We start from the raw sequence: 22074 nt of genomic DNA, 5'->3' as shown, positions 1-22074 counted from the left end.
GGTTCATAGCGACCTGGTATTCTAACCTCTCCTGTCGAACGGTTCGGTAATATCTGTCCGGTATAGTAGCTGATTAGTTCCGATATTCGAGGCCACTGAGTGCGAACGGAAGTTCGTCTCACAGCGATGGGACGGGTCGCAAGTTTCCGTACCTCCCCCTCGGTCGGGGTTCTCGTCCTGAGGCCCCCTAGAAAAACATAATGTTCTATAATCCACCTTATTTAGAACGTTTTGGTAATATAGAAGGATTTAATAACCAGTACGTTCGTGATGGAGACGAAGACGACCAGAAGCGGTCAATCAGGTTCCAAGGTTGCCGTGAGAGGTCGCGAGCGAACAACGATGTCAGGACGCAACTCAACGACGACGGTTGGATCACTTCCGGACACGACGGCGGCGTCGCCGCTCGTGCCCGTCGCACTCACGTGGCTCGTGTGGGCGATGTTCGCCGCGAGCATCGCCGCGCTTGCCGTCCGAGTCCGAACCGGGTTCGCGTGGGAGCTACCCGGCGTTGTCGCCGTCGACGGGCTGACAGTTCTGATGTGGGTGGTCGTCACCTTCTTCAGTGGCATCGTTCACAGCTATTCGCGCCGCTATATGGCGGGCAGTCGCCTCAAGACGTCCTTTTTCGTCACCGTGTTCGGTTTCACGGTGGCCGTGATGGGGCTGGTCGCGGCTGACCACCTCGCCCTGTTCGGGGCGCTGTGGCTCGCGATGGGGCTGTTGATGGCGAGGCTCATCGGTATCGTCAGCGGGTGGGAACAGGCGCAGGCGGCCGCGACGGTCGCCCGCAGGTACTTCGTTGCCAGCAGCGCGCTCCTCGTCGTCGCGCTGACGGCACTGTGGTGGGCCACCGGCGCGACCACGGTTTCGGGAGTCGGCGCAGCCGCTGACACGCTTGGCGGCCCGGTGTGGCTGGTCGCCGCCGGCGCCCTCGTGCTCGCGGCGATGATTCAGTCCGCCCTGGTTCCGTTCCACGGCTGGCTCCTCTCCTCGATGACCGCCCCGACGCCCGCGTCGGCGCTGATGCACGCCGGGTTCGTCAACGCTGGCGGCATCCTGCTGGCCCGCTTCGCGCCGGTCATCACCGTCGACCCCGCGCTCATGCTCGCGGTCGTCGCCGTCGGTGGTGCCAGCGCTATCGGCGGGAAACTCCTGAAGTCGGTCCAGACGGACATCAAGGGCAAACTCGGCTGTTCGACGGTCGGCCAGATGGGTTTTATGATCATGCAGGCCGGCCTCGGCTTCTTCGGGGCCGCAATCACCCACCTCATCCTGCACGGCTTCTACAAGGCCTACCAGTTCCTCAGCGCAGGCGACCAGGTCGAACACACGAGCCCGAGCGAGGGGAACAGACACACGACCGGTCGCGTGACGAGCGCCGTCGGCGTCGGCGTGACACTGCTGACCGGCCTCGCCGGCGGCGCACTGTTCGCAGTGCTGACGGGGAAAGGGACGCAGGTCGACAGCGGCCTCCTGCTGACCTTCTTCGTGGTTTTCACGACGCTCCACGCGGCGCGCAACGCCGTGCAACACGCCTCGCTTCCGACGGCGGCCCGCTACGGGGCCGTCCCGGCGGTGTTTCTCCCGGCCATCGCCATCTATGCCGCGGTCTACACGGGCGTCTCGGCGCTCGTGCCCGTCAGTCCGGTAACGACCGAACTGACCCTGCTCCACGGCGTTATCGCCGTCGTCTTCGTCGGCATCTACACCGGCATCGAGACAGGCGTTCACGAGCGCAGCCAGCGCCTCTACGTGGCGCTGTTGAACGCCGGGCAACCATCAGCCGACACCGTGTTGACCACTGCGGAGGACTACAATGAGTACTGAATCCACCATCCACGACAGCATCGACACCGCAGCGACTACCGTCGGCTCCCTCTGGCCCATCCACTCGTTCGTGACGGCAAACCCCCTTGCGGGGTTCGAAGAGCAGCCGTTCGATGAGGCGGTCGGGCAGGCGGCCGACCTGCTGGGCGGCCGTGGCTACCCACGCGCCGAGACGTTCCGGACGGCCCTGCAGCGCGGCCAGATAGACCCGGAACTGCTCGAGGAGGAGCTCTCCGCAGCGGGCTACGGGAGCGACCCCGAGATACTGCTCGACCGGATGGCCGGAGCGACCGACGCCACCGAACGTAGTTCCGACGCCGCTACGGACCGCGTCGACCAGGTGCTGACGAAGTGGCTGTCGGCGTTCCTCGACGAGGGGAGCGCCCACTGGTCGATGCCGAACCGCGAAGCGGGGTTCTACACCGCCTTCCGCGGGGTGGCCGAACACGACGGCGAAATCCCCGACGAGGGGGTCCTCGCCGACCTGCCCGAGACGCCGGTCGAGACCATCGAGGCGGTGCTCGGGCCGTACCCGCAGAGCCAGTGGGTGCCTATTTTCGAGGCGCAACTGGCCGCCCTCCCGGGCTGGACGGGACTCATCAAGCAGCGTGCCGACGACGAAGGTGCCTGGCAGTCGGCCTACCCGATTTCACTGGCGGGCTACCTCGCGGCGCGGCTGGCCCTGGCGGATGCCGTCGGTGCTGACATCACCCCCTCGAACGACAGCGTTGCCCCGGACCCGGCCGCCGAACTCGCCGGTGCGTTCCTGCGGGCCTGGGAGGCGACCTACCGCGGCGACCTCGTCGAGACTGTCGCCGCGGAGAGCCGGTCGCTCGCCGACAGCGACAGGCCGGGCCGCCCGGACGCGCAGTTGGTCTTCTGTATCGACACCCGCTCGGAGATCATCCGCCGTCACATCGAGGCGGCGGGCGACTACGGGACCCACGGGTACGCCGGCTTCTTCGGGGTTCCGATGCAGTACCAGGGGTACGACGCCGACATGGCGGTCGACGCCTGCCCCCCGATTCTCGACCCCCAGCATCACGTCACTGACGTTCCGACCGACGACGACACGCAGGCGAGCCACGACCGCTGGTCGGGCATCCGTGAGACCGCCGACGAAATCGTCGAGACGCTGGAGGCAAACGCCGCCACGGCCTACGGCTTCGTCGAGACTGCCGGGAGCGGCTACGGCCTCGCGCTCGCGGCCCGCACGCTGGTTCCCGGGCGCGTGTTCGACCTGTTCGACGCAGCCGAGAACTCGGTGCCCGACGACCACGAGTTCTGTCAGCCCCTCGTCCATCATCAGCACACCTACGCCGGTGACCTGCCGGTGGGACTGACCACCGAGGAGAAGGTCGAGTACGCCGCCGCCGCGTTCGACCTGATGGGCTGGGAGGCGTTCAGCCGCCTCGTCGTCTTCACCGGGCACGCCAGCGAAACCGCCAACAACCCGTACGATTCGAGTCTGGACTGTGGTGCCTGCGCCGGCAACCCCGGCGGCCCGAGCGCCCGTGTGATGGCGACCATCTGCAACGACAGCGAGGTCAGAGCCGAGCTCCGCGAGCGCGGCTTCGAAATTCCCGAGGACACCGTCTTCCTCGCCGGCCAGCACAACACGACGACCGACGAGGTCGAACTGTACGACAGTCACGTCCCCGAGAGCCACGCAGAGGACCTCGAGCGGTTGCGCGCCGACCTCGCCACCGCCCGGACGAACGCGGCCGCCGAGCGTGCCGAGTCGATGGGTGCCGACGGCTCGTCGGGGGTCAGCGAGACGGAGCGCCGCGCCGCCGACTGGGCCGAGACCCGTCCCGAGTGGGGGCTGGCCGGTAACGCCGGGTTCGTCGTCGGCCCGCGCGAACTGACGAGCGACGTCGACCTCGACGGCCGCGCGTTCCTCCACTCCTACGACTGGTCGACCGACCCCGACGGCGAGGCGCTGGAGGCGATACTCACCGGACCGATGGTCGTCACGCAGTGGATCAACACCCAGTACTACTTCTCGACGGTCGACAACGCCGCCTACGGCAGCGGGTCGAAGGTGACCCAAAACCCCGTCGGCAACGTCGGTGTCTATCAGGGCAACGGCGGCGACCTGATGACCGGCCTCCCGCTGCAGTCGCTGATGGCCGCCGACGACGAACCGCACCACCAGCCGCTCCGCCTCTCGACGGTCGTCCACGCGCCGGTCGACCGCGTCAACGGGGTTCTCGCCGACCACGCGGAACTGGCGGCACTGCTCGACAACAACTGGCTCTCGCTGACAGTCGTCGATCCCACGCAGGACCACCGCGCCTTCCAGTACGAGCATGACCTGGAGTGGTCACCTGTGTCCAAGCAGTCCGAAGCCGACCCGACGGAACCGACCGCTCCTGCGGTCGCGGACGACTGAGCCGGGTGCGGGCCATCGACAGCCGGACCTGTACAGGATTCGTTATTCTCTCTTCGAGGTTACAAATCCAGATATACGTCAGACACTGAACGAACCACACCAGATTGAAATGTTCTGGCCATATTGGAGGTGTATCCGATCTCAGTAATTATATACTGCTGCTTTTTGGGTTCACATTTTCGTATATAGATAGGAATTGAGGAATTGGCTGCTAAATCCAGACTCGAACTCTCAACTGACGCTGCGTGGCCCCACAGCGGGAAATCGCTCCCAGCTGCTCACCGGCGTCCAGCGTGGCAGGTTCGAGACCGCGCTTGCGGTAGCGACGGTCACGAACCGAGGGATATCATGCCCTTGACCACGGTCGGCTCCATCGCTCGGCGGAACGCGTCGTCGATGTCTTCGAGTCCGGATTCGAAGTCGATTATACCCTCGACGTCGACCTCGCCGTCGGCCAGCAGGTCGACAGCCGCGTCGTAGGTGTTCTTGTACCGGAACGAGCCGTGGACGTCGAGTTCGTTGTCGATGAGTTCCAGCACGTCGATCGGGACTTCCGCTTCGCTTGCCAGGCCGACCAGAACGACCGTGCCGCCCCGACGGACCACGTCGACCGTCGACTTGATCGACGGCTCCGCGCCGGAGGCTTCGACGACGACGTCGGCACCGAGGCCGTCCGTGTACTCGGCGACCGCCGAATCGAGGTCCGTTTCGGTGACGTCGACTGTCAGGTCCGCTCCCCGTTCTTCGGCGAACTCCAGCTTTTCCTCGACTACGTCGGTCAGTATGACGTCCGTCGCACCCGCGGCTCGCGCGGCCTCCATCACCATCAGTCCGATCGGCCCGGCCCCGGTTATCAGAACCGTATCACCGGTTCCGACGCCGCCGCGACGGCACGCGTGGATACCGACCGAAAGCGGTTCACAGAGGGCCCCCTCGGCGGTGGAGACGGTCTCGGGCAGTTTGTATGCGAAGTCCGCGGGCCAGGAGACGTACTCGGTGAACGCGCCGTCGTGTGGCGGCGTCGCCATGAACGTCACCCCCTCACAGAGGTGGTAGTCGCCGCGCTTGCAGTGGGCACACCGACGGCAGGGCACGCCGGGTTCGAGCGCGACGCGGTCGCCCGGTTCGAGGGTGGTGACGTTCTCGCCGACCTCGACGACCTCCCCGGCGCTCTCGTGCCCGAGGACGAGCGGCTCCTCGACGACGTAGTCGCCGATACGGCCGTGTTCGTAGTAGTGGACGTCCGAACCACAGATACCGACGTCCCTGACGGCGACGAGCACGTCGTCAGGCTCGGGTGACGGTCTGGGACGGTCCTCCAGTTCGAACTCGGTCGGTTCTACCAGTACAGCAGTTCGCATGTGTGTGGGCACGTAACAGAACCATAAAAATACACAGGGTGGACCGCCACGTTCGGTTGCCGCGGTCAGTCACCACTCCGCGACGCTTCCGTCCTCGTGGTGCCAGACCGGGTTGTACCAGTTGACCTGTGTCTGTGCCTGCTCGCGGACGTAGGCCTCGTCGATTTCGATTCCGAGTCCAGGGCCCGTCGGTCGCTTGACGTAGCCGTCTTCGAAACGGAACGTCTCCGGGTCCTCCAGGACCTTGAGCCGCTGGCTCGTCGTCGGGTCGTGCAGGTCGAGGTCCTGTTCGTGCAGCACGACGTTCTGTGCGCAGAACCCGACCTGCAGGCTCGCCGCGAACGCGATGGGGCCGAGCGGGCAGTGCGGAACGACTGACACGTCGAACGCTTCCGCCATCGATGCGACCTTGCGCATCTCGCTGATGCCGCCGACGTGGGTCACGTCGGGCTGGAGTATCGACACCGCGTCGTCGACGAGAAGCCGCTTGAAGTCATAGCGCGAGTAGAACCGTTCGCCGGTCGCAATCGGGACAGTGGTCCGCTCGGCGATACTGGCAAACGAATCGTCGTGTTCGGGGAGCAGCGGCTGGTCGATGAACATCAGGTCGAACTGTTCGAGGCGGTCGACGAGGTCGGCAGCCATCGGTTTCGAGACGCGGCCGTGGAAGTCGACGCCGACGAGCGCGTCGTCGCCGACAGCGTCGCGGATCGCTGCCACGCGTTCGACCGCGTGGTCGACGGCGTTTGGCGTCTCGATGGGCCGGAACTCTCTGGCGAAGTTGAACTTGAACGCTCTGTACCCGCGGTCACGGTCCTCGCTTGCGGCGACGGCCACGTCTTCGGGGTCGTCGCCACCGAGCCACTGGTACACGAGTAGCTTGTCGCGGACGTGCCCGCCGAGTAGTTCGTGCACCGGGGCGCCGTAGTGTCGCCCCTTGATATCCCACAGCGCGTGGTCGATACCCGCGAGCGCGCTCATGAGTATCGGGCCGCCGCGGAAGTACCCGCTCTGATAGAGCTTCCGCCAGTGGTACTCGGTCCGGAGCGGGTCGGCCCCGAGGAGGTACGCCTCGATGAGTTCCGTAACCGCAGTCCGAACTGTCTCTAATCGGCCCTGAACGATCGGCTCCCCCCAGCCCACGATTCCCTCGTCGGTCTCCAGTTTCAGGAGCAACCACCGCGGCGGCACGGCGAACAGTTCGAAGTCGGTGATTTGCATAGCTATGTTATCTGCGAGAGAGCACTTGTAATGACTGGCTGCCGATATCGGACTCCCGGGGACTGTGACAGCGATGGGCATACATTTATGCTGGAGGCTTCCGGAGCACCAAGCGTACGCATGAGTGTACTCGACAGTTTCTCCCTCGAAGGAGAGACGGCTATCGTCACCGGTGCGGCGCAGGGCCTCGGCAAACAGATGGCGACCGGTCTCACCGAAATGGGGGCCGACGTGGCTATCGCGGACGTGAACATCGAGAAGGCCGAGCGGACGGCGTCGGAACTCGACGGCGACACGGACGTCATCGCGACAGCGGTCGACGTGACCGACGAGGCCTCGGTCGAGGCGATGGTCGAGGACGTGACCGACCGCCTGGGACCGATTGACGTGCTTGTCAACAACGCCGGTATCGTCGAGAACGCACCGGTAGAGGAGACGAGCATCGAGTCCTGGCGGCGTGTCGTGTCCGTCAACCTCGACGGCGTCTTCCTCTGTGCCAAGCACGTCGGCCAGCAGATGCTCGACCGGGGCGAAGGCCGCATCGTCAACATCTCCTCGATGTCGGGCTTCGACGTGAACGTCCCACAGCCACAGGCCAGTTACAACACGACGAAGGCCGGCGTCAGGATGTTGACCCAGTCCATGGCCGTCGAATGGGGCGACCGGGGCGTTCGCGTCAACGCCATCGCGCCGGGCTACATGCGGACCGAACTCGTCGACGAGGTGCTCGAAGAGAACCCCGATATGGAGGAGACATGGGTGGAGAACACGCCGATGGGCCGGCTTGGCCGTCCCGAAGAACTGAAAGAACTCGTCGTCTACCTCGCGTCGGACGCGTCGTCGTACATGACGGGGTCGACCGTCGTGATGGACGGCGGCTACACCTCGCGGTGAGGGTCAGTCCCCGGACGAGGCGTCGGTCAACGCTGCCAGTCGGTCTTTTGCATCGGCCCACTCGCCAGCGGCCCGTGGCTCGTAGGTCGTCGTCTCGAACGCCGACTCGACCAGCTTCCGACCCGTCTCGATGTCCGGCACGCTCCCGGCAGCGATGGCCTGCGTGAGGACGTTGCCGACAGCCGTCGCCTCGACCGGGCCAGTCGACACCGGGCGGTCGGTGGCGTCGGCCAGTAGCTGACAGAACAGTTCGTTGCGGACGCCCCCACCGCCGAGAACGATTCGGGACGGTGGGTCCTCGACGACTGCCGCGAGCGCGTCGAGTTCCAGCGCCGTTTTCGCCGCCAGGCTGTCGAGGAGACAGCGGACGATGCCGCCCTGCCCCGTCGGGACGGGCTGGTCCGTCCGGCGGCAGTACGCCCGAATCTGGTCGGGCATCGGCTCGTCGATACCGAACGTGTCGGCGTCCGTGTCGACGAGCGCGGCCCGTGGCTGGGCCGCTTCGGCGGCTGACAGGAGGGCATCGTACTCGACCGGTTCGCCCGCCTGGCGCCACGCTTCGCGGCACTCTTCGAGCAGAAAGAACCCGTTGACGTTCTTCAGGAGTCGGACGGTCCCGTCGACGCCGAGCTCGTTCGAGACGGCGTGCTCGAAGGCGGCGTCCGTCCGAACCGGGTCGTCTCGCTCGACGCCGAGGATGAACCACGACCCGGTGTTGAGAAACGCGGCGTCCTCGACCAGCGGGAGGCCGGCGACGGCCGCCGCCGTGTCGTGGCTCGCCGGCGTCACTATCTCCGGCGTCGAAGAGAGCCCCGAAACGACGGTCCCGTCGACGGTTCCGAGGCGCTTTCCGGGTTCGGACAGGGTCGGGAGCAGGTCCGTCGGAACCGACAGTTCCTCGAGCAGGTCGGTGGCCCACGCTCGCTGCTCCGGGTCCACCATCTGCGTCGTCGAGGCGATCGTCACTTCGCCCGCCGGCTGGCCCCCAATTCGTGCCGAGAGGAGCTGTGGCATCATGAGCAGGCCGTCGCTCTCGTCGAGCAGTTCGGGCTCGCGCTCGGCGATGGTGTGGAGTTGCCACAGCGTGTTCGGGGTGTTCCAGTTCGTGATGCCCGTCGCGTCGAACAGCCGCCGCTTCCCGACGGCCGCAAACACCTGCTCGCGTGTGGCCGTCGATTCGGGGTCGCGGTAGGAGACCGGGTCCCGGAGCAGTTCGCCGTCGGCCAGGAGTCCGAAATCAAGCCCCCAGGTGTCGATGCCGACAGTATCGAGGCCGTCGGCGTGGCCGTCTGCGGCTCGGATTCCCTCTCCGATGTGGTCGACCAGCGCGTCGACGTCCCAGACGTAGCGGCCGTCCCGCTCGACGGGTCGGTTGTCGAACCGGTGGACTTCCCGCACGGCGAACGACGACTGTGTCACCTCGCCGAGGAACACCGTCCCGCCGCTCGCCCCGAGGTCGATGGCGACGTGGTTCATGAGTCAGTTGGAACAGGCACGGGTAGTCACTGTCCGTAGCTCTCGAGTTTGTCAGCCAGCCGGTCGATTTCCTCGTCGGGGAGGATTTCCGGCTCACCGATGGCGCGGGCCTGGTGGTGGATACGGGCGCAGTACTCGACCATCAGCGCGACCGTGTAGGCGTCTTCCAGCGTTTCGTCGGCCGTCAACACGCCGTGGTTGCGCAACAGTGTGGCGTTGAACGACTCGCCCAGCGCGTCGACGGCGGCCTCGCCCAGCGCCTCGGTGGCGTGCGTTTCGTACTCCGCGACTGGCACCTCCGTCCCGGTGAACGAGAGGAGGTAGTGCGAGGCGGGTATCGATTCGCCCAGCGAGGCGAACGTCGTCGCGTACGGCGAGTGGGTGTGGACGACGCCGCCCACCGCGGGGCGTTCCCGGTAGACGGCCAGATGCATCGGGAGTTCCGTCGACGGCTCGACGTCGCCCTCGACGACAGTGCCGTCCGTCCGCACGACCGGAACGTCTTCGGGCTCGATCTCCCCGTATGGGATTCCCGACGGGCTGATCGCGATATGGTTCTCGTCGAGCCGGGCACTGAGGTTCCCGCCAGTTCCGGTGGTCAAATCGTCATCGAGCAGGCTACGGCCGTACTCGCAGATAGCGGTACGCGTCTCGTCGTGTGAAATGTCTTGGTCTGTCATGTGTTGTGTGTCAGTTGTTTTCAGTTGGCTGGGACAAGCGAGACGATACCCGCTATCGTAATTATTCTGCCGGTTGCATCTGCTCTTCGAGCGCTATCTCCGCGTCGTCACCGAGATGGCGCTGGTGGATCGTCTCACCGGACTTCGCGTCGAACAGGTGGACGTCCTCGTCGGGAATCTCGACGTACACCGTATCCCCCTCGCTGATCGGCCGCTGGCCGTCCGTCTCGACGATGAACGTCTGCTCGTGGCCCTGTGACTCCGCCTTGAGATACACGTAGGAGATGCTCCCCATCGGTTCCACGACGTCCACGACGGCCTCGAACTCGTGGCTCGTATTTGCCCGGTCGTGCAGCGTCATGTCCTCCGGACGGACACCCAGGACCACCTCGTTGCGGCTCCCGACCGAGGACTGCATCCGCTCGGTCAGATCGTAGTCGAAGCCGTCCGCACGGACGGTCCCGCCCTCGACCGCCCCTTCGAAGAAGTTCATCGACGGCGACCCCAGGAACCCCGCGACGAACTGGTTGGCCGGCCGGTAGAAACATTCCAGCGGCGTCCCCACCTGCTGGAGTTCCCCGTAGTTCAGGATCACCAGCCGGTCGCCCATCGTCATCGCCTCCGTCTGGTCGTGCGTGACATACAGCGTCGTCACGTCCAGGTCGTTCTGGAGCCGGTTGATTTCCGTTCGCATCTCCGCCCGCAGCTTCGCGTCCAGGTTCGACAGCGGCTCGTCCATCAGGAACACGTTCGGGTCACGGACGATTGCCCGTCCGAGCGCCACCCGCTGTTGTTGCCCACCGGAGAGTTCGCCGGGCTTGTTGTCCAGCAGTTCGCCGATATCCATCATCTCTGCCGCCGAGGTGACCGTCTCTTCTATCTCGCCGTCGGACATCTCCGTCGACATCTTCAATCCGAACGACATGTTCTCCTCGACGGTCATGTTCGGGTACAGCGCGTAGTTCTGGAACACCATCGCGATGTCCCGCGCCCGCGGACCGAGCTGGTTGACCACGGCGTCGCCGATGTGGATGTCGCCCTCAGTTTGCGTTTCCAACCCGGCAACGATGCGCATCAGCGTCGACTTCCCGCTCCCCGAGGGACCCACGAAAACGACGAACTCGCCGTCGTTGATGTCCAGGGAGACGTCGTCGACCGCAACGATCGACTCGTCGCTCTCACCGAATCGCTTCGTCACGTCGTCGATTGTGATCTTTGCCATTAGTTTTCCTCCAATGTGCGGCTATTTATGCCCACCGCAGGGGCCTGATTCGCGAGCGATACCCGTCGTGGCGGAGACGGCGTAGTCATTCCTTGATCACCACGCCGAAGCTGAGCCCGGCCGCGAGGTACTTGTTGACCGCAATCAGGAAGATGACCACCGGCACGATCATCGCCGTCGAGGCGGCCGCGAGCATCCCCCACTCGATCGACCGCGAGCCGATGAACGAGTAGACGAACAGCGTCACCGGCACCGCCTCGAAACTCGTCAGCACTAGCCCGAACAGCAGCTCTATCCACGCGAAGATGAAGCTGATGATCGCCACCGAGAAGATTCCCGGCTTGGCCGCCGGCAGCACCACCTTCGTAAAGCCCTGGAACTGGGTCGCCCCGTCGACACGGGCCGCCTCCTCCAAGGTCTCGGGGATGCCGTCGAAGAACGCCTTCATCACCCACACCACCAGCGAGAGGTTGATGCTCACGTACATCAGCACCATCCCGATCCGCGTGTCGAACAGATTCAGCTCCCGGAAGATGATAAAGAACGGCAGCACGACGGCGATCGGCGGCAGCATCCGCGAGGAGAGAATCCACACGAGGATGTCCCGCTCCATCGGGATGTCGTACCGCGAGAGCACGTACGCCGCCGGCACGCCGATCAACAGCACCAGAACGACCGACGCCGACACCATCACCAGGCTGTTGGCGAACGCCTCGACGAACCCCGAGTCCTGTATCAACTGGATGTAGTTGTACACCGTCGGCAGGAAAATCCACTCCGGCGGCAGCGAGTTCGCCGTTCCCGGCGGCTTCAACGACATCGAAGCCAGCCAGTACAGCGGGAACAACACGATGAACGACCACGTCAGCAAAATCGTGTGCCGAACGACCGTGACGATCGTCTCCCGCGTGTCCTTATCGATCCACTGCGATCCCGTCGCGGAGTCGACCGCCGTGTCCTGGGTCGCCATCAGTCCCACACCCCCTCGAAGCCGACCTTCGCGATGACGATGTTCGCAATCGCGATGACGAAGACCAGGTAGACGACTGCGATGGCGGCAGCCACGCCCATCTGGTTGTTGATGAACATCTGTTCGTAGATGTTGATGCTCACGAGCTGGGTCGCCGTCCCCGGACCGCCGTTCGTGAGCCCGTACACCACACCGAAGGTGCGGAACAGGTCAATAAGCCGAATCAGCGTCGCGACGAACACCACCGGCTTCATGTAGGGAATGATGACGTGGACGTACCGGCGCCACAGCGGCGCCCCGTCGACCCGTGAGGCCTCGATAAGCGTCTTGGGTACCGACGAGAGGCCGGCGTAGAAGATGATGAACATGAACGGCGTCCAGTTCCACGTATCCAGGAGAATCACCGTCAGCAGGGGAATCTCCGAGAGGAACGCGGGGGCGGTAAACGGCGTCGCGGTGTTGATCACGTACGGGATGATGCCGATTTCGGTGTTCAGCATGATCCGGCCGATGGTCGCGAGCGAGACGGGTGCGACGGCCATCGGAATGATGAACAGCACCCGGTAGAACGACTTCGTCCGACCGGCGTCGACACCAGCGACGAGCGCGGCCAGGAAGAACCCGAGAAGGCTCTCCAGGAGCAACGCACTGACGACGACGGTGATCGTGATGACGAACGAGTGAACCGCGCCGCCGCGGGTAAACGCCGTCTGGTAGTTGCTCAGGCCGACGAACTCCGCCTGGAAGATATTCAGCGTCGGCTCCGCGATCAGGCTGAGATACAGGTCATAAGCACCGGGGAAGAAGGTGATCATCACCATCACCGCCACCATCGGTGCGATGAACCAGTACGGGAGGTACTCGTTCCAGAGGTCGCTCAACCTGGCGAGACCCTGCTTGTTTGTCGTTTCCGTTTGTGTGGGTGTACTCATGAATGTATGTGAAAATTAGGCCGGTACGGTTTGTCTCTCGGCCTTACCCGCTGTAGATGTCTTCGGCAACCGATGCGGCCTGGGTCATCGCGTCCTCGGCGGACTTCTGGCCGGCGATGGCCCGCTGGAGTTCCTCGGAGTAGCGCTGGCCCCACTGGGGATACTTCCGGTCGAAGGGGTCCGGTGCGGCCTCCTGCAGGGATTCGAGCGAGACCTGTGCGTAGTCCTCGCCGACTTTCGAACGGTAGTCGTCGTTCTCCCAGACGGACTGGCGCACGGAGAACACACCGCTGCTCTCGGTGTTCATCCAGAGGTCGGTCGGTGGTGACGTCGCCCAGAGCATGAACAGGAAGCCCTGCTCGGAGTTCTGGGCGTTTTTCGACGTCGAGATCTGCCAGTTGAACGCGTTGGGCGAGAGCGACCCGCCCTCGGGTTTGGGCACCTTCGCGATGCGGACGGTGTCGGCGACACTGGACTCGTCGTTGGTCAGTCCGCCCCAGAACATGTTGGCGTCGGCGACGATGTGGCCGGCGCGGCCCTCCGCCATGGTCGCCTGGACGTCCGACCAGGTCTGGCTCGACGCGCCATCCGGTCCGTAGTCCTGCAGCAGTTTGCTGTACCACTCCGCGGCTTCGATGACGCCCTGGGTGTCGAGCCCGGAGTCGGTCGGGAACTCGGTCCAGAGGCTGGTCCCCTTCTGGCGGAGGAGCGTGTTCAGGATGTAGATGTTCATCCCGTAGCCTTTCTGGCCACGCCCGGCCGTGCCGACGATGTCGGACTCCTCTTCGTGGATGACCTTGGCGTTATCCCGGTGCTGTTGCCAGGTCTCGGCGACCTCCAGGCCGTGTTTGTCATAGAGGTCCTGTCGGTAGAACTGGGTCTGGACCTCGACGGTGATCGGCAGGCCGGTCCAGTTGTCGCTGTAGCCCCCGCCGTGGGCCTGCCAGCGGGACGCTTCGAAGAGGTCGTTTGGCTTGTAGAAGTTCTCGTCGTAGAGGCTCCCGTCGTTGAAATACGGGTCGAGGGGCTGGAGCCACCCCTCCTCGCGGAACTGGTTGACGACCTGGTCCATGAAGAAGACGTCGAACTGTCCGGCACCGGTACTGGCGTCTGTCTGGCGCTTGGTTCGGAACTGCTGTTCCGGAAGGATGTTCCAGTTGACCGTTATCCCGGTGAGTTCCTCGAAGACGGGAATCGCGGGTTTGATGGCGTCGACCCAGGGGTGCTGGACAGCACCGATGTTGATCGACGAGCCGTCGTACTGCTGCCAGTCGATGTCCGCACTGTCGTACTCGCTGAGTGGGATGGCGAGGTCACCGTCGTTTCCGTCGGTGCCTGTGCTGCCATCACTTCCACCAGTCGAACCGTCACTTCCGCTCCCGTCTGAGCCATCGCCGCCGCGCGTACAGCCGGCGAGACCGCCGAGTAGTCCGACACCTGTCGCTTTCAGAAACTTCCGCCTGTTGGAGTTGGTCATGCCAGTTTGCCTCGTCCCTATCGAATTACCGATAGGTAATAAAGGTAATCATCTGTAAGGTAGAATACCCATCTCGCTGCGGGAGTTGCGGCAGTAACTAGTTCAAAAGCACCCTGAGAGACCGCTTCACCCCGGTTACGGGCGACCGTAGCAAGATTTTAATACGCAGTCCGAAAACATCAGTGGCACGGACCGACGTCGAGTCCGCTGTGTGCCCGACCGACCCGGGCCAGTGACGGCGGGCTACGACCAAACCGACTCATGACCAAACCCACACCAACTCACGACCGAGGTACTGTTGCAGTGACGACCGCGACCCGACCATCGGAGGACGGCTGATGCGCGCCAGTACGTTGACCGGCGTCGGCGAGATCACCGTCGAACAACGTGACCGACCGGAGCCTGCGGATGACGAGGTTCTCGTTCAGGTCGGTGCCTGTAGCGTCTGCATGACCGACTATCACATGTATCACGGCACCTTCGCCGCCGAAACGCCGCTCGTTCTGGGCCACGAGGGGGCCGGGACCGTCGCCGAAGTCGGTGCTGACGTTGAGCGCTTTGCGGTCGGTGACCGCGTCGCAATCAACCCCACAGTGCCCTGTAACGCCTGCTCGTACTGTAAGAAAGGGGAGACACACCTCTGTGAGAACAACACGAGTATCGGCGGTGCCGGTGACACCATCCTCGACGGTGCCTTCGCCGAGTACGTCCGCGTTCCGGCTATCAATGTCGAGGATATCGGGGAGATGTCCTTCGAGCGGGCCGCCCTCGCCGAACCGCTCGCCTGCTGTGTCCACGGCGTCGAACAAGCCGATATCAGACCGGGAGACAGTGTCGGTATCATCGGTGCTGGTCCGATAGGCTTGCTGCTCCTGCAGGCGTTTCGCAACGCGGGCGCTGCCCCGATTGTCGTCTCGGAACTCGACGACGAGCGGCGAGAACTGGCTGCCGACCTCGGCGCGGATGCCGTCATCGACCCCAACGAAGCGGACCCCGAGAAGGCGATTCCCGAGGCAGCCGGCGGACCGGTCGACGTCGGCGCCGAGGCCATCGGGCTCGTTCCGACAATCGAGCAGGCTAACGCTGTGACCGCGCCGGGTGGCAAGACCCTTATTTTCGGCGTTCCCGACCAGGACTCGACAATGGCGGTCAGTCCGTTCGACGTCTTCTTCGACGAGGTCGACTACCGCGGTTCGTTCTCGTTGACGACCGAGGATTTCGAGCGAGCGATAACACTGCTCAGACACGACCGCATCGACGCTGAGACGCTCGTCACCGAACGTATCGGGCTTGACGACCTCCCGACGGCGTTCGAGCGGATGGGCAACGCTGAGGGACTGAAGAAGGTGGTCATCCCGGGCGAGGGGAAGTGAGCGAGTTCGATTTCTGCGTCAGCCCTGGACGCTTGCGGCGTTCCCGGGCCGACGCATCACCGAAGCTGTTGTAGAGCGCGATGAGGCACCTGCGACGGTCTGAAAGGGGCATCTGTGACAGCGCTGGACAGTGACTCAAACCGCCTCACAATCGTTCTGTAGAGCAGAACACCTATATTTTACAGTACGCTGTCGTGCATGAAGGAGTTTTATGGCAAAAAATCATTGATGATTTCCCGCGACACCGGGTCCCACGACCCGAACTGTTCTGCTCTAGTGAACAGCTTTTTGACACCGACGGGTGTAGTATCGGTACCATGACTGACGAACCACGGTATGCGGTCGAGGCGACCCAGACGTCGGTGGCTATCCTCGAGGCGCTTGTCGACGCGGCTGGGCCCGTAGGCGTCACGGAGCTTGCGGATATCGTCGGGGTTTCCAAGAGCGTCGCCCACAACCACCTCTCGACATTGCGGGCGGCTGGATACGTGGTCAAGCGCGCAGAGACGTACGAGGCGTCGCTCCGTCCGCTGGCCCTGGGAGAGCGGACGCGCGAGGGGCTCGGTTTCTATCAGGCGGCGAAACAGCAGCTCGATAATCTCGCGGCGGCAACAGGGGAAACAGCGGCGCTGTTCGTCCTGGAAGAAACGGCAGGAGCTCCGGTGTCGATCGCCGAACCCGAGGACGGCTGGTCAGTCCCGTTCCACGCGGGGGAACGGTTGCCGCTCCACGTCAACGCTCCGGGGAAGGCGTTGCTGTCGTCACTTCCGGATGACCGCGTTGAATCAATCCTCGACGAGACCGAGCTCGCTGCACCGACTGACGCGACCATCGTGGACCCGGACGAACTCACCGAAGAACTGCGCCGGATCCGTGAGGACGGTATAGCGTTCTGCAGAGGAGAACAATATGAGGGGATCATCGGTGTTGCCGCCCCGCTCTCCGAAGTCAGTGGCAGTCGGATCGCCGCGCTAGGTGTCTGTGGCCCCGTTGAACGCCTGAATGGCCGATACCTCAGGGAAGATATCACTGGACAGGTCCTCAGCACGACGAAGTCCATCCAGGTCGCCCTCACATCGAATTGAGCGGGACCCCGGATAACGGACGTACTACTGTTAGGAGTAGCGTTCAGCTGCGGCCACTCGACTGGGGAGGTCAGGTTCCGGAAGCGAATGCAGCGATTGCGTACCGCTGCCGGAGATGGGTGACGGCCATACGGCCACAAGGAGGTACCGCCCCTCTCGGGAGTGTCCCGCAACGCGGCGTCGGGCCGCTCTGTTCCCCGGTTCCTGTGAGGCGAACCAGTGTTTCAGGAGTGTTGTTGGCAGGAATCCATACTGTTCTTCAACACAGAACGAGCAGTGGGCCAGGAGAGCCAGGTGGGTGTCGTGAGACAGTGGCGCCGGACACGGCAACGGCGATTGGCGGCCGCCTCGCCCGTCGTCGCCCGATACCGCGACGAGCAGTGGAGTCGAAAAGACAGTTCCCCCATAATTGAATGTGCATACACAGTATATAGGTACACTTTTCCAAGTGGAAGTGTCAATCGTGGCAATAGATATCCATAATTGAAATAATCAGGATACTCTCGGTACGAGACGTCGCGGCACAACGGATTCCAGCCGGAGATGTAGCCACATACAGCGGTTCTAAACTGAGAATCTCCGAGGTCGGACGTCCTGACCGAAACCGTGTTTCAGATCACTCCGCAACGACTGGGTTCCGCAGGGTTCCGAGTCCTTCGGTCGCCACGTCGACAGCGTCGCCGGGTTCGAGCAGTTCCGGCGGGTCACGGAAGAGACCGACACCGCCCGGCGTCCCCGTCGAAATGACGTCCCCGGGACGGAGCGTGGTGATTCCGCTGATGTATTCGACGAGTTCCGGCACGTCGAAGATGAATCTCCGTGTTCGAGGACTGGTTAGTCTCGCCGTTCACGCGACAGGCCACGTCTAAGCCAGCCGGGTCGAGTTCGCTGTCGGGCACCAGCACTGGTCCCATCGGGGCGAACGTGTCGTAGCTCTTCCCGCGGAAGAACTGTTGTCCGCGAACTGTGCGTCCTGCCGCTGACGTCGTTGACAGCGGTGTAGCCGGCGACGTAGTCGCGCGTCAGCCGCCGGACTTCCTTCGCCGTCGGACCGACGACGACAGGCGTCGAGAGCGTCGCGCCGAATAGACCGGTCTGGCCGCGTTCGTTCGAGCGGGTTCAGCTGAACTGGAAGACCGGTTTGCAGGTCTCGGACGCGAGGAACGCTTCGAACGCTGCCGCCGGGTCGTCCACGTCATAGGACGTGTCCAGTATCTCGTCGACGGCGATTTCGCCCCGCTCCAGCAGCCGAAGCGCCTGTTCGAAGTTGGTCCACGTCGAGCCATAGGAGGTGTTGACGTCGACCTCACCGCGGACGACCGAAGTGAAGGTCACCTCGCTCGTGTCGTTCGGAATACCGACCATGACGACCTGTCCGCCCTTCCGGACGTGGTCGACCGCCGTGCCGATACCGGTGTGGTGCCCCGTCGAGTCGAACACGACATCGAACCCGACACCAGCTGTCTGGGCGTCAGCGCGGGCGTCGAGGTCCCCGGACTGGACGTTCACCGTTGCGATGCCAAGGTCGTCGAGGAGCGGGAGACGGTACGTCGCGTCCTGGTCGAGGCCGGCGACGACGACGTTGGCGCCGAGAGAATCGGCCACGGCGGCGACCAGTACCCCGATAGGCCCGGGGCCTTCGACCAGCACGTTGTCGCCGGGCGTCGTCACCGACTGTTCGAGCACTGCCCGCGTCGCGATGCTTATCGGCTCCGTGACGGCCGCCTGCCGTAACGGCACGTCGGCGGGGACGGCGTGGAGGTGCTCCGGTGAGACTGCGACGTACTCCGCGTACGCGCCGTCGCGGTGCATCCCCGTGATGGAGAAGTTCTGGCAGACGTTCGGCTGGCCGTTCTTGCACTGAAAGCAGTGGCCACAGTCGTGTATCGGTTCCTCGATGACGTTGTCACCCGCGGCGAACCCGTCGACGGCATCGCCGACTTCGACGACCGAACCGGAGTACTCGTGGCCCATAATTCGCGGAATCGGAATCCACTCGTAGCCGCCGTCGTACTTGTAGGCGTGTGCGTCGCTCCCGCACAGGCCCGCCGTGTGGACTTTGACGAGTACCTCGTCGGTTCCTATCGTCGGTTTCTCTCTGTCCTGTGTCTCGACTTCCCGGGGGCCGGTCTGAACGATTGCTTTCATGATTGGTGGTAGTGTCGCTGGTGTGGCTCGCTACGCCTGGACGCTATCGGTCGACGTCTCGCCCGGTGCTCGGTCGGTGCCGAGGCCGGTCAGATACTGGTGCCCGTTCAGTCCGTTCGCTGAGTTACGGTCTACCATTGTCAACTACTGTAAAAAAGGAGAGTCCTAAATAATAAATGTGCCGGAATTTGGAACTAAATCCCAGCGACAGTGGACTGAGTCCACACGTTTCGACGGGGTTCCGGCGTCCGACTCCGGCGCAGACCAAAACTAAATGACGGTGTGGGTTTTCGGTTCGAGTACAGATGGAACGCAAACGCGCGACGTTCGAGGGCGCCCTCGAAGAGTTAGGGGTGACAGTTACCGGCACTACCGAGTCTGAACTCGGAGCCGCTGTTAGGGCGGCAATCACCGAGCCGGCAGTCGGTGTAGCTCTCGACGGGACGGTCGGTGACGGGACGTTCTCGCTCACAGAGACGCCGGTCACAGTCGACCCGACGCCAGTCGCGCTTCGCGAGGCGACCACCGGCGTAAGCGGCGCCGAACTCGGTGTCGGCGACTACGGGTCGGTCGTGCTGTCGATGACTGACCAGGGCAGCGAACTCGTGAGCCTGTTCGTCGAGCGCCACGTCGCCATCCTGCACGAGGACGACATCCAGCCCGATATGGACGCGGCGGTGGCGGAACTGGACGCGCTGTTCAACGAAACGGGCGGGAGTGCGATCATCGCGACCGGACCGAGCGCGACGGCCGACATGGGCGCACTCGTCAAGGGTGCACACGGTCCGAAAGAGGTCCACGTTATCGTCGTCGAGGAGGGGGCGTAACGATGGCGACTGCCGACGAACTCCGTGAACTGATGCGGACCGAGGGAGCGGCAATCGCGGAGAACACGCAGGGGTTCAACACGGGGCGCTACGACTCTGTCGCGGATCTGGAAGACTACGAAGAGCTCAAACAAGCCGCACGCAGTATCAAGGAGGACGCCATCGCCGACCTCCCGAATCTTCTCGACCAGTTGACCGAGACAGTCGAAGCGAACGGGGGGACGGTGTACATCGCCGACGACGCCGCTGACGCGAACGACTACATCCGCGACGTGGTCGACGAGCGAGCGGCCGACCGGGTCGTCAAGAGCAAGTCGATGACCAGCGAGGAGATCGAGGTCAACGAGGCGCTCGAAGCGGACGGCGTGGACGTGGTCGAGACGGACCTTGGCGAGTGGGTGTTGCAGGTCGCTGACGAAGCTCCCTCCCACATCGTCGCCCCGGCGATTCACAAGTCCCGCGAGAGCATCGCGGACCTTTTCAACGAGCGGTTCGATCCCGACGAGCCGCTTGAAACCGCCGAAGAACTCACCCACTTCGCCCGCGAGAAACTGGGCGAGCAGATCGTCGACGCGGAAGTCGGCATCACCGGGGCGAACTTCGTCACGGCCGATACCGGGACGATGGCGCTGGTCACCAGCGAGGGCAACGCCCGCAAGACGGTGGCGGCGACGGACACGCACGTCGCAGTCGCCGGCGTCGAGAAGGTCATTCCGACGGTCGGGGACCTCCATCCGTTCATCGAACTCATCGGTCGGTCGGGCACCGGACAGGACATCACGTCGTACGTCTCGCTGCTGACCCCGCCGGTTGACACGCCGGTCGTCGATTTCACCGACGACCAGACGCCGCTGTCGGAGTTCGATTCCGACCGCGATTTCCACCTGGTGCTCATCGACAACGGTCGCTTAGACATGCGCGAGGACGAGCACCTCCGGGAGACGCTGTACTGCATCCGGTGCTCTGCCTGTTCGAACTCCTGTGCGAACTTCCAGAGCGTCGGGGGCCACGCGTTCGGCGGGGAGACGTACTCGGGTGGCATCGCGACCGGCTGGGAGTCCGGTATCGAGGGGCTGGACGTGGCCGAGGAGTTCAACGACCTCTGTACCGGATGTACGCGCTGCGTGAACGCCTGCCCGGTCGGCATCGACATCCCCTGGATCAACACGGTCGTCCGGGACCGGATCAACCGCGGCAAGGACACCCCCGGAGAGTGGCTCGTCGACGGGCTCACTCCCGACGAAGAAGACGAAGGAGCCCCCATTCAGAAGCGCTTCTTCGGCAACTTCGAGACGGTGGCGAAACTTGGCAGCGCCACAGCGCCGGTGTCGAACTGGCTGGCCGACACGACCGTCGCCCGGCAGGCGATGTCCCGGGTCCTGGGCATCGACCCGCGACGAGACCTCCCGACTTTCGAGCGAGAGACACTCGTCGACTGGGCCGCTGCCCGTGATTCGCAGGTGGATGACCCCGAGCGCCGGGCGGTGCTCTACCCGGACCTGTACACGAACCACGTACAGGTCGACCGCGGCAAGGCCGCCGTGAAGGTGCTCGAATCGCTGGGCGTCGACGTCGTGGTTCCGCCGGCCCCCTCCAGCGGCCGCGCACCGCTGTCCCAGGGGATGGTCTCGACGGCCACCGACCACGCCGAACGGGTCTCTGAGACGCTCGACACCCACATCGAAGACGGCCGCGACGTGGTAGTCATCGAGCCGAGCGACCACGCGATGTTCACGCGAGAGTACGAGCGGCTCCTCGACGAGTCGGCCTTTACAGCCGTTGCGGAGAACAGCTACGAGGTGTTCGAATACGTCTACGGGCTGCTCGACAACGGGGCGTCCCTCGACTCGCTCTCGACAGTTAGCGGTGCTGAAATCGCGTACCACAGCCACTGCCAGCAGCGGACGCTCGGGCTCGAAGCCCATACCGTCGCCGTCCTCGAAGACTGTGGCTACGACGTGGTCACGTCCGATGTCGAGTGTTGTGGCATGGCCGGGAGCTTCGGATACAAGTCCGACTACTACGAGCTGAGCATGGACGTCGGCGACCGGCTCCGGACGCAACTTCGCGAGGACGGCGTGAGTGAGCGCCCCGTGGTCGCCAGCGGGACCTCCTGTCTCGAACAGATCGACGCCCTGCTGGAACGACAGCCGCGCCACCCCATCGAGCTGTTGGCGACCTGA

16 protein-coding genes and 1 pseudogene are annotated in these 22074 nt (G+C 64.0%); 7 read left to right on the top strand and 10 right to left on the bottom strand.

The genetic code is table 11. The features are described 5' to 3' along the window. The first annotated feature begins 342 nt into the window (after positions 1-342). Complete coding sequence (locus KZ498_RS13870) at positions 343-1830, top strand: proton-conducting transporter membrane subunit (protein WP_312619548.1); 1488 nt, start codon at positions 343-345, stop codon at positions 1828-1830. Then, positions 1820-4225, top strand: coding sequence for a DUF2309 domain-containing protein (locus KZ498_RS13865; RefSeq protein ID WP_312619547.1), 2406 nt, complete (start codon positions 1820-1822; stop codon positions 4223-4225). The genes KZ498_RS13870 and KZ498_RS13865 overlap by 11 nt, the downstream gene beginning before the upstream one ends. Before the next feature lie 329 nt (positions 4226-4554). On the opposite strand, the gene KZ498_RS13860 is transcribed toward KZ498_RS13865, so the two are convergent. Both KZ498_RS13860 and dgoD read right to left on the bottom strand, forming a co-directional pair. Further along, positions 4555-5586: an NAD(P)-dependent alcohol dehydrogenase gene (locus tag KZ498_RS13860; protein ID WP_312619546.1), complete on the bottom strand. Its 1032-nt coding sequence runs from the start codon at positions 5584-5586 to the stop codon at positions 4555-4557. 69 nt (positions 5587-5655) lie between these two features. Then, a complete protein-coding gene (dgoD, locus tag KZ498_RS13855) occupies positions 5656-6807 on the bottom strand; it encodes a galactonate dehydratase (RefSeq protein WP_312619545.1) in 1152 nt (383 codons plus the stop codon). 120 nt (positions 6808-6927) lie between these two features. Here dgoD and KZ498_RS13850 point away from each other — a divergent pair, with 120 nt between their 5' ends. Continuing rightward, entirely contained in the window at positions 6928-7701 is a 774-nt protein-coding gene (locus KZ498_RS13850; protein WP_312619543.1) for a glucose 1-dehydrogenase, read from the top strand. A 3-nt stretch (positions 7702-7704) separates the two neighbouring features. On the opposite strand, the gene KZ498_RS13845 is transcribed toward KZ498_RS13850, so the two are convergent. From KZ498_RS13845 to KZ498_RS13820, 6 genes are all read right to left on the bottom strand, one after another. After that, on the bottom strand, positions 7705-9177 hold the full coding sequence (locus KZ498_RS13845; RefSeq protein WP_312619542.1) for a rhamnulokinase family protein: 1473 nt from the start codon (positions 9175-9177) through the stop codon (positions 7705-7707). 26 nt (positions 9178-9203) lie between these two features. Further along, on the bottom strand, positions 9204-9857 hold the full coding sequence (locus KZ498_RS13840) for a class II aldolase/adducin family protein (protein ID WP_312619541.1): 654 nt from the start codon (positions 9855-9857) through the stop codon (positions 9204-9206). A 61-nt stretch (positions 9858-9918) separates the two neighbouring features. Further along, positions 9919-11079 (bottom strand): ABC transporter ATP-binding protein, encoded by a 1161-nt coding sequence (locus KZ498_RS13835; protein WP_312619540.1) that lies wholly within the window; start codon positions 11077-11079, stop codon positions 9919-9921. Positions 11080-11164: 85 nt separating this feature from the next. Beyond that, positions 11165-12049, bottom strand: coding sequence for a carbohydrate ABC transporter permease (locus tag KZ498_RS13830; RefSeq protein WP_312616154.1), 885 nt, complete (start codon positions 12047-12049; stop codon positions 11165-11167). Then, the gene (locus KZ498_RS13825) at positions 12049-12981 is read right to left on the bottom strand and encodes a sugar ABC transporter permease (protein ID WP_312619539.1); all 933 of its coding nucleotides are present in this window, start codon (positions 12979-12981) and stop codon (positions 12049-12051) included. Before KZ498_RS13825 ends, KZ498_RS13830 begins: the two co-directional genes overlap by 1 nt. Positions 12982-13024: 43 nt before the next feature. Then, positions 13025-14458: an extracellular solute-binding protein gene (locus KZ498_RS13820; RefSeq protein WP_312619538.1), complete on the bottom strand. Its 1434-nt coding sequence runs from the start codon at positions 14456-14458 to the stop codon at positions 13025-13027. 338 nt (positions 14459-14796) lie between these two features. On the opposite strand from KZ498_RS13820, the gene KZ498_RS13815 reads away from it, so the two are divergent. Together KZ498_RS13815 and KZ498_RS13810 are read left to right on the top strand one after the other, a co-directional pair. Then, positions 14797-15831, top strand: coding sequence for a galactitol-1-phosphate 5-dehydrogenase (locus KZ498_RS13815; RefSeq protein ID WP_312619536.1), 1035 nt, complete (start codon positions 14797-14799; stop codon positions 15829-15831). Between the two features lie 317 nt (positions 15832-16148). Continuing rightward, the gene (locus KZ498_RS13810) at positions 16149-16916 is read left to right on the top strand and encodes an IclR family transcriptional regulator (protein ID WP_312619535.1); all 768 of its coding nucleotides are present in this window, start codon (positions 16149-16151) and stop codon (positions 16914-16916) included. Positions 16917-17532: 616 nt separating this feature from the next. On the opposite strand, the pseudogene KZ498_RS13805 reads toward KZ498_RS13810, so the two are convergent. Together KZ498_RS13805 and rhcE are read right to left on the bottom strand one after the other, a co-directional pair. Beyond that, a pseudogene (locus KZ498_RS13805) lies at positions 17533-17830 on the bottom strand (fumarylacetoacetate hydrolase family protein). A gap of 205 nt (positions 17831-18035) precedes the next feature. Beyond that, positions 18036-19064 (bottom strand): 2-keto-3-deoxy-L-rhamnonate dehydrogenase, encoded by a 1029-nt coding sequence (gene rhcE / locus KZ498_RS13800; protein ID WP_312619534.1) that lies wholly within the window; start codon positions 19062-19064, stop codon positions 18036-18038. Positions 19065-19369: 305 nt separating this feature from the next. Between rhcE and KZ498_RS13795 the strand changes: the two genes are divergently transcribed. Together KZ498_RS13795 and KZ498_RS13790 are read left to right on the top strand one after the other, a co-directional pair. Next, positions 19370-19891, top strand: a complete 522-nt coding sequence (locus KZ498_RS13795; RefSeq protein ID WP_312619533.1) for an LUD domain-containing protein — start codon at positions 19370-19372, stop codon at positions 19889-19891. Positions 19892-19893: 2 nt separating this feature from the next. Then, entirely contained in the window at positions 19894-22074 is a 2181-nt protein-coding gene (locus KZ498_RS13790) for an LUD domain-containing protein (protein WP_312619532.1), read from the top strand.

Source organism: Haloarcula sp. 1CSR25-25 (genome assembly GCF_032027985.1).
Lineage (GTDB): Archaea > Halobacteriota > Halobacteria > Halobacteriales > Haloarculaceae > Haloarcula.
This window is presented reverse-complemented; position numbering and strand designations above follow the sequence as displayed.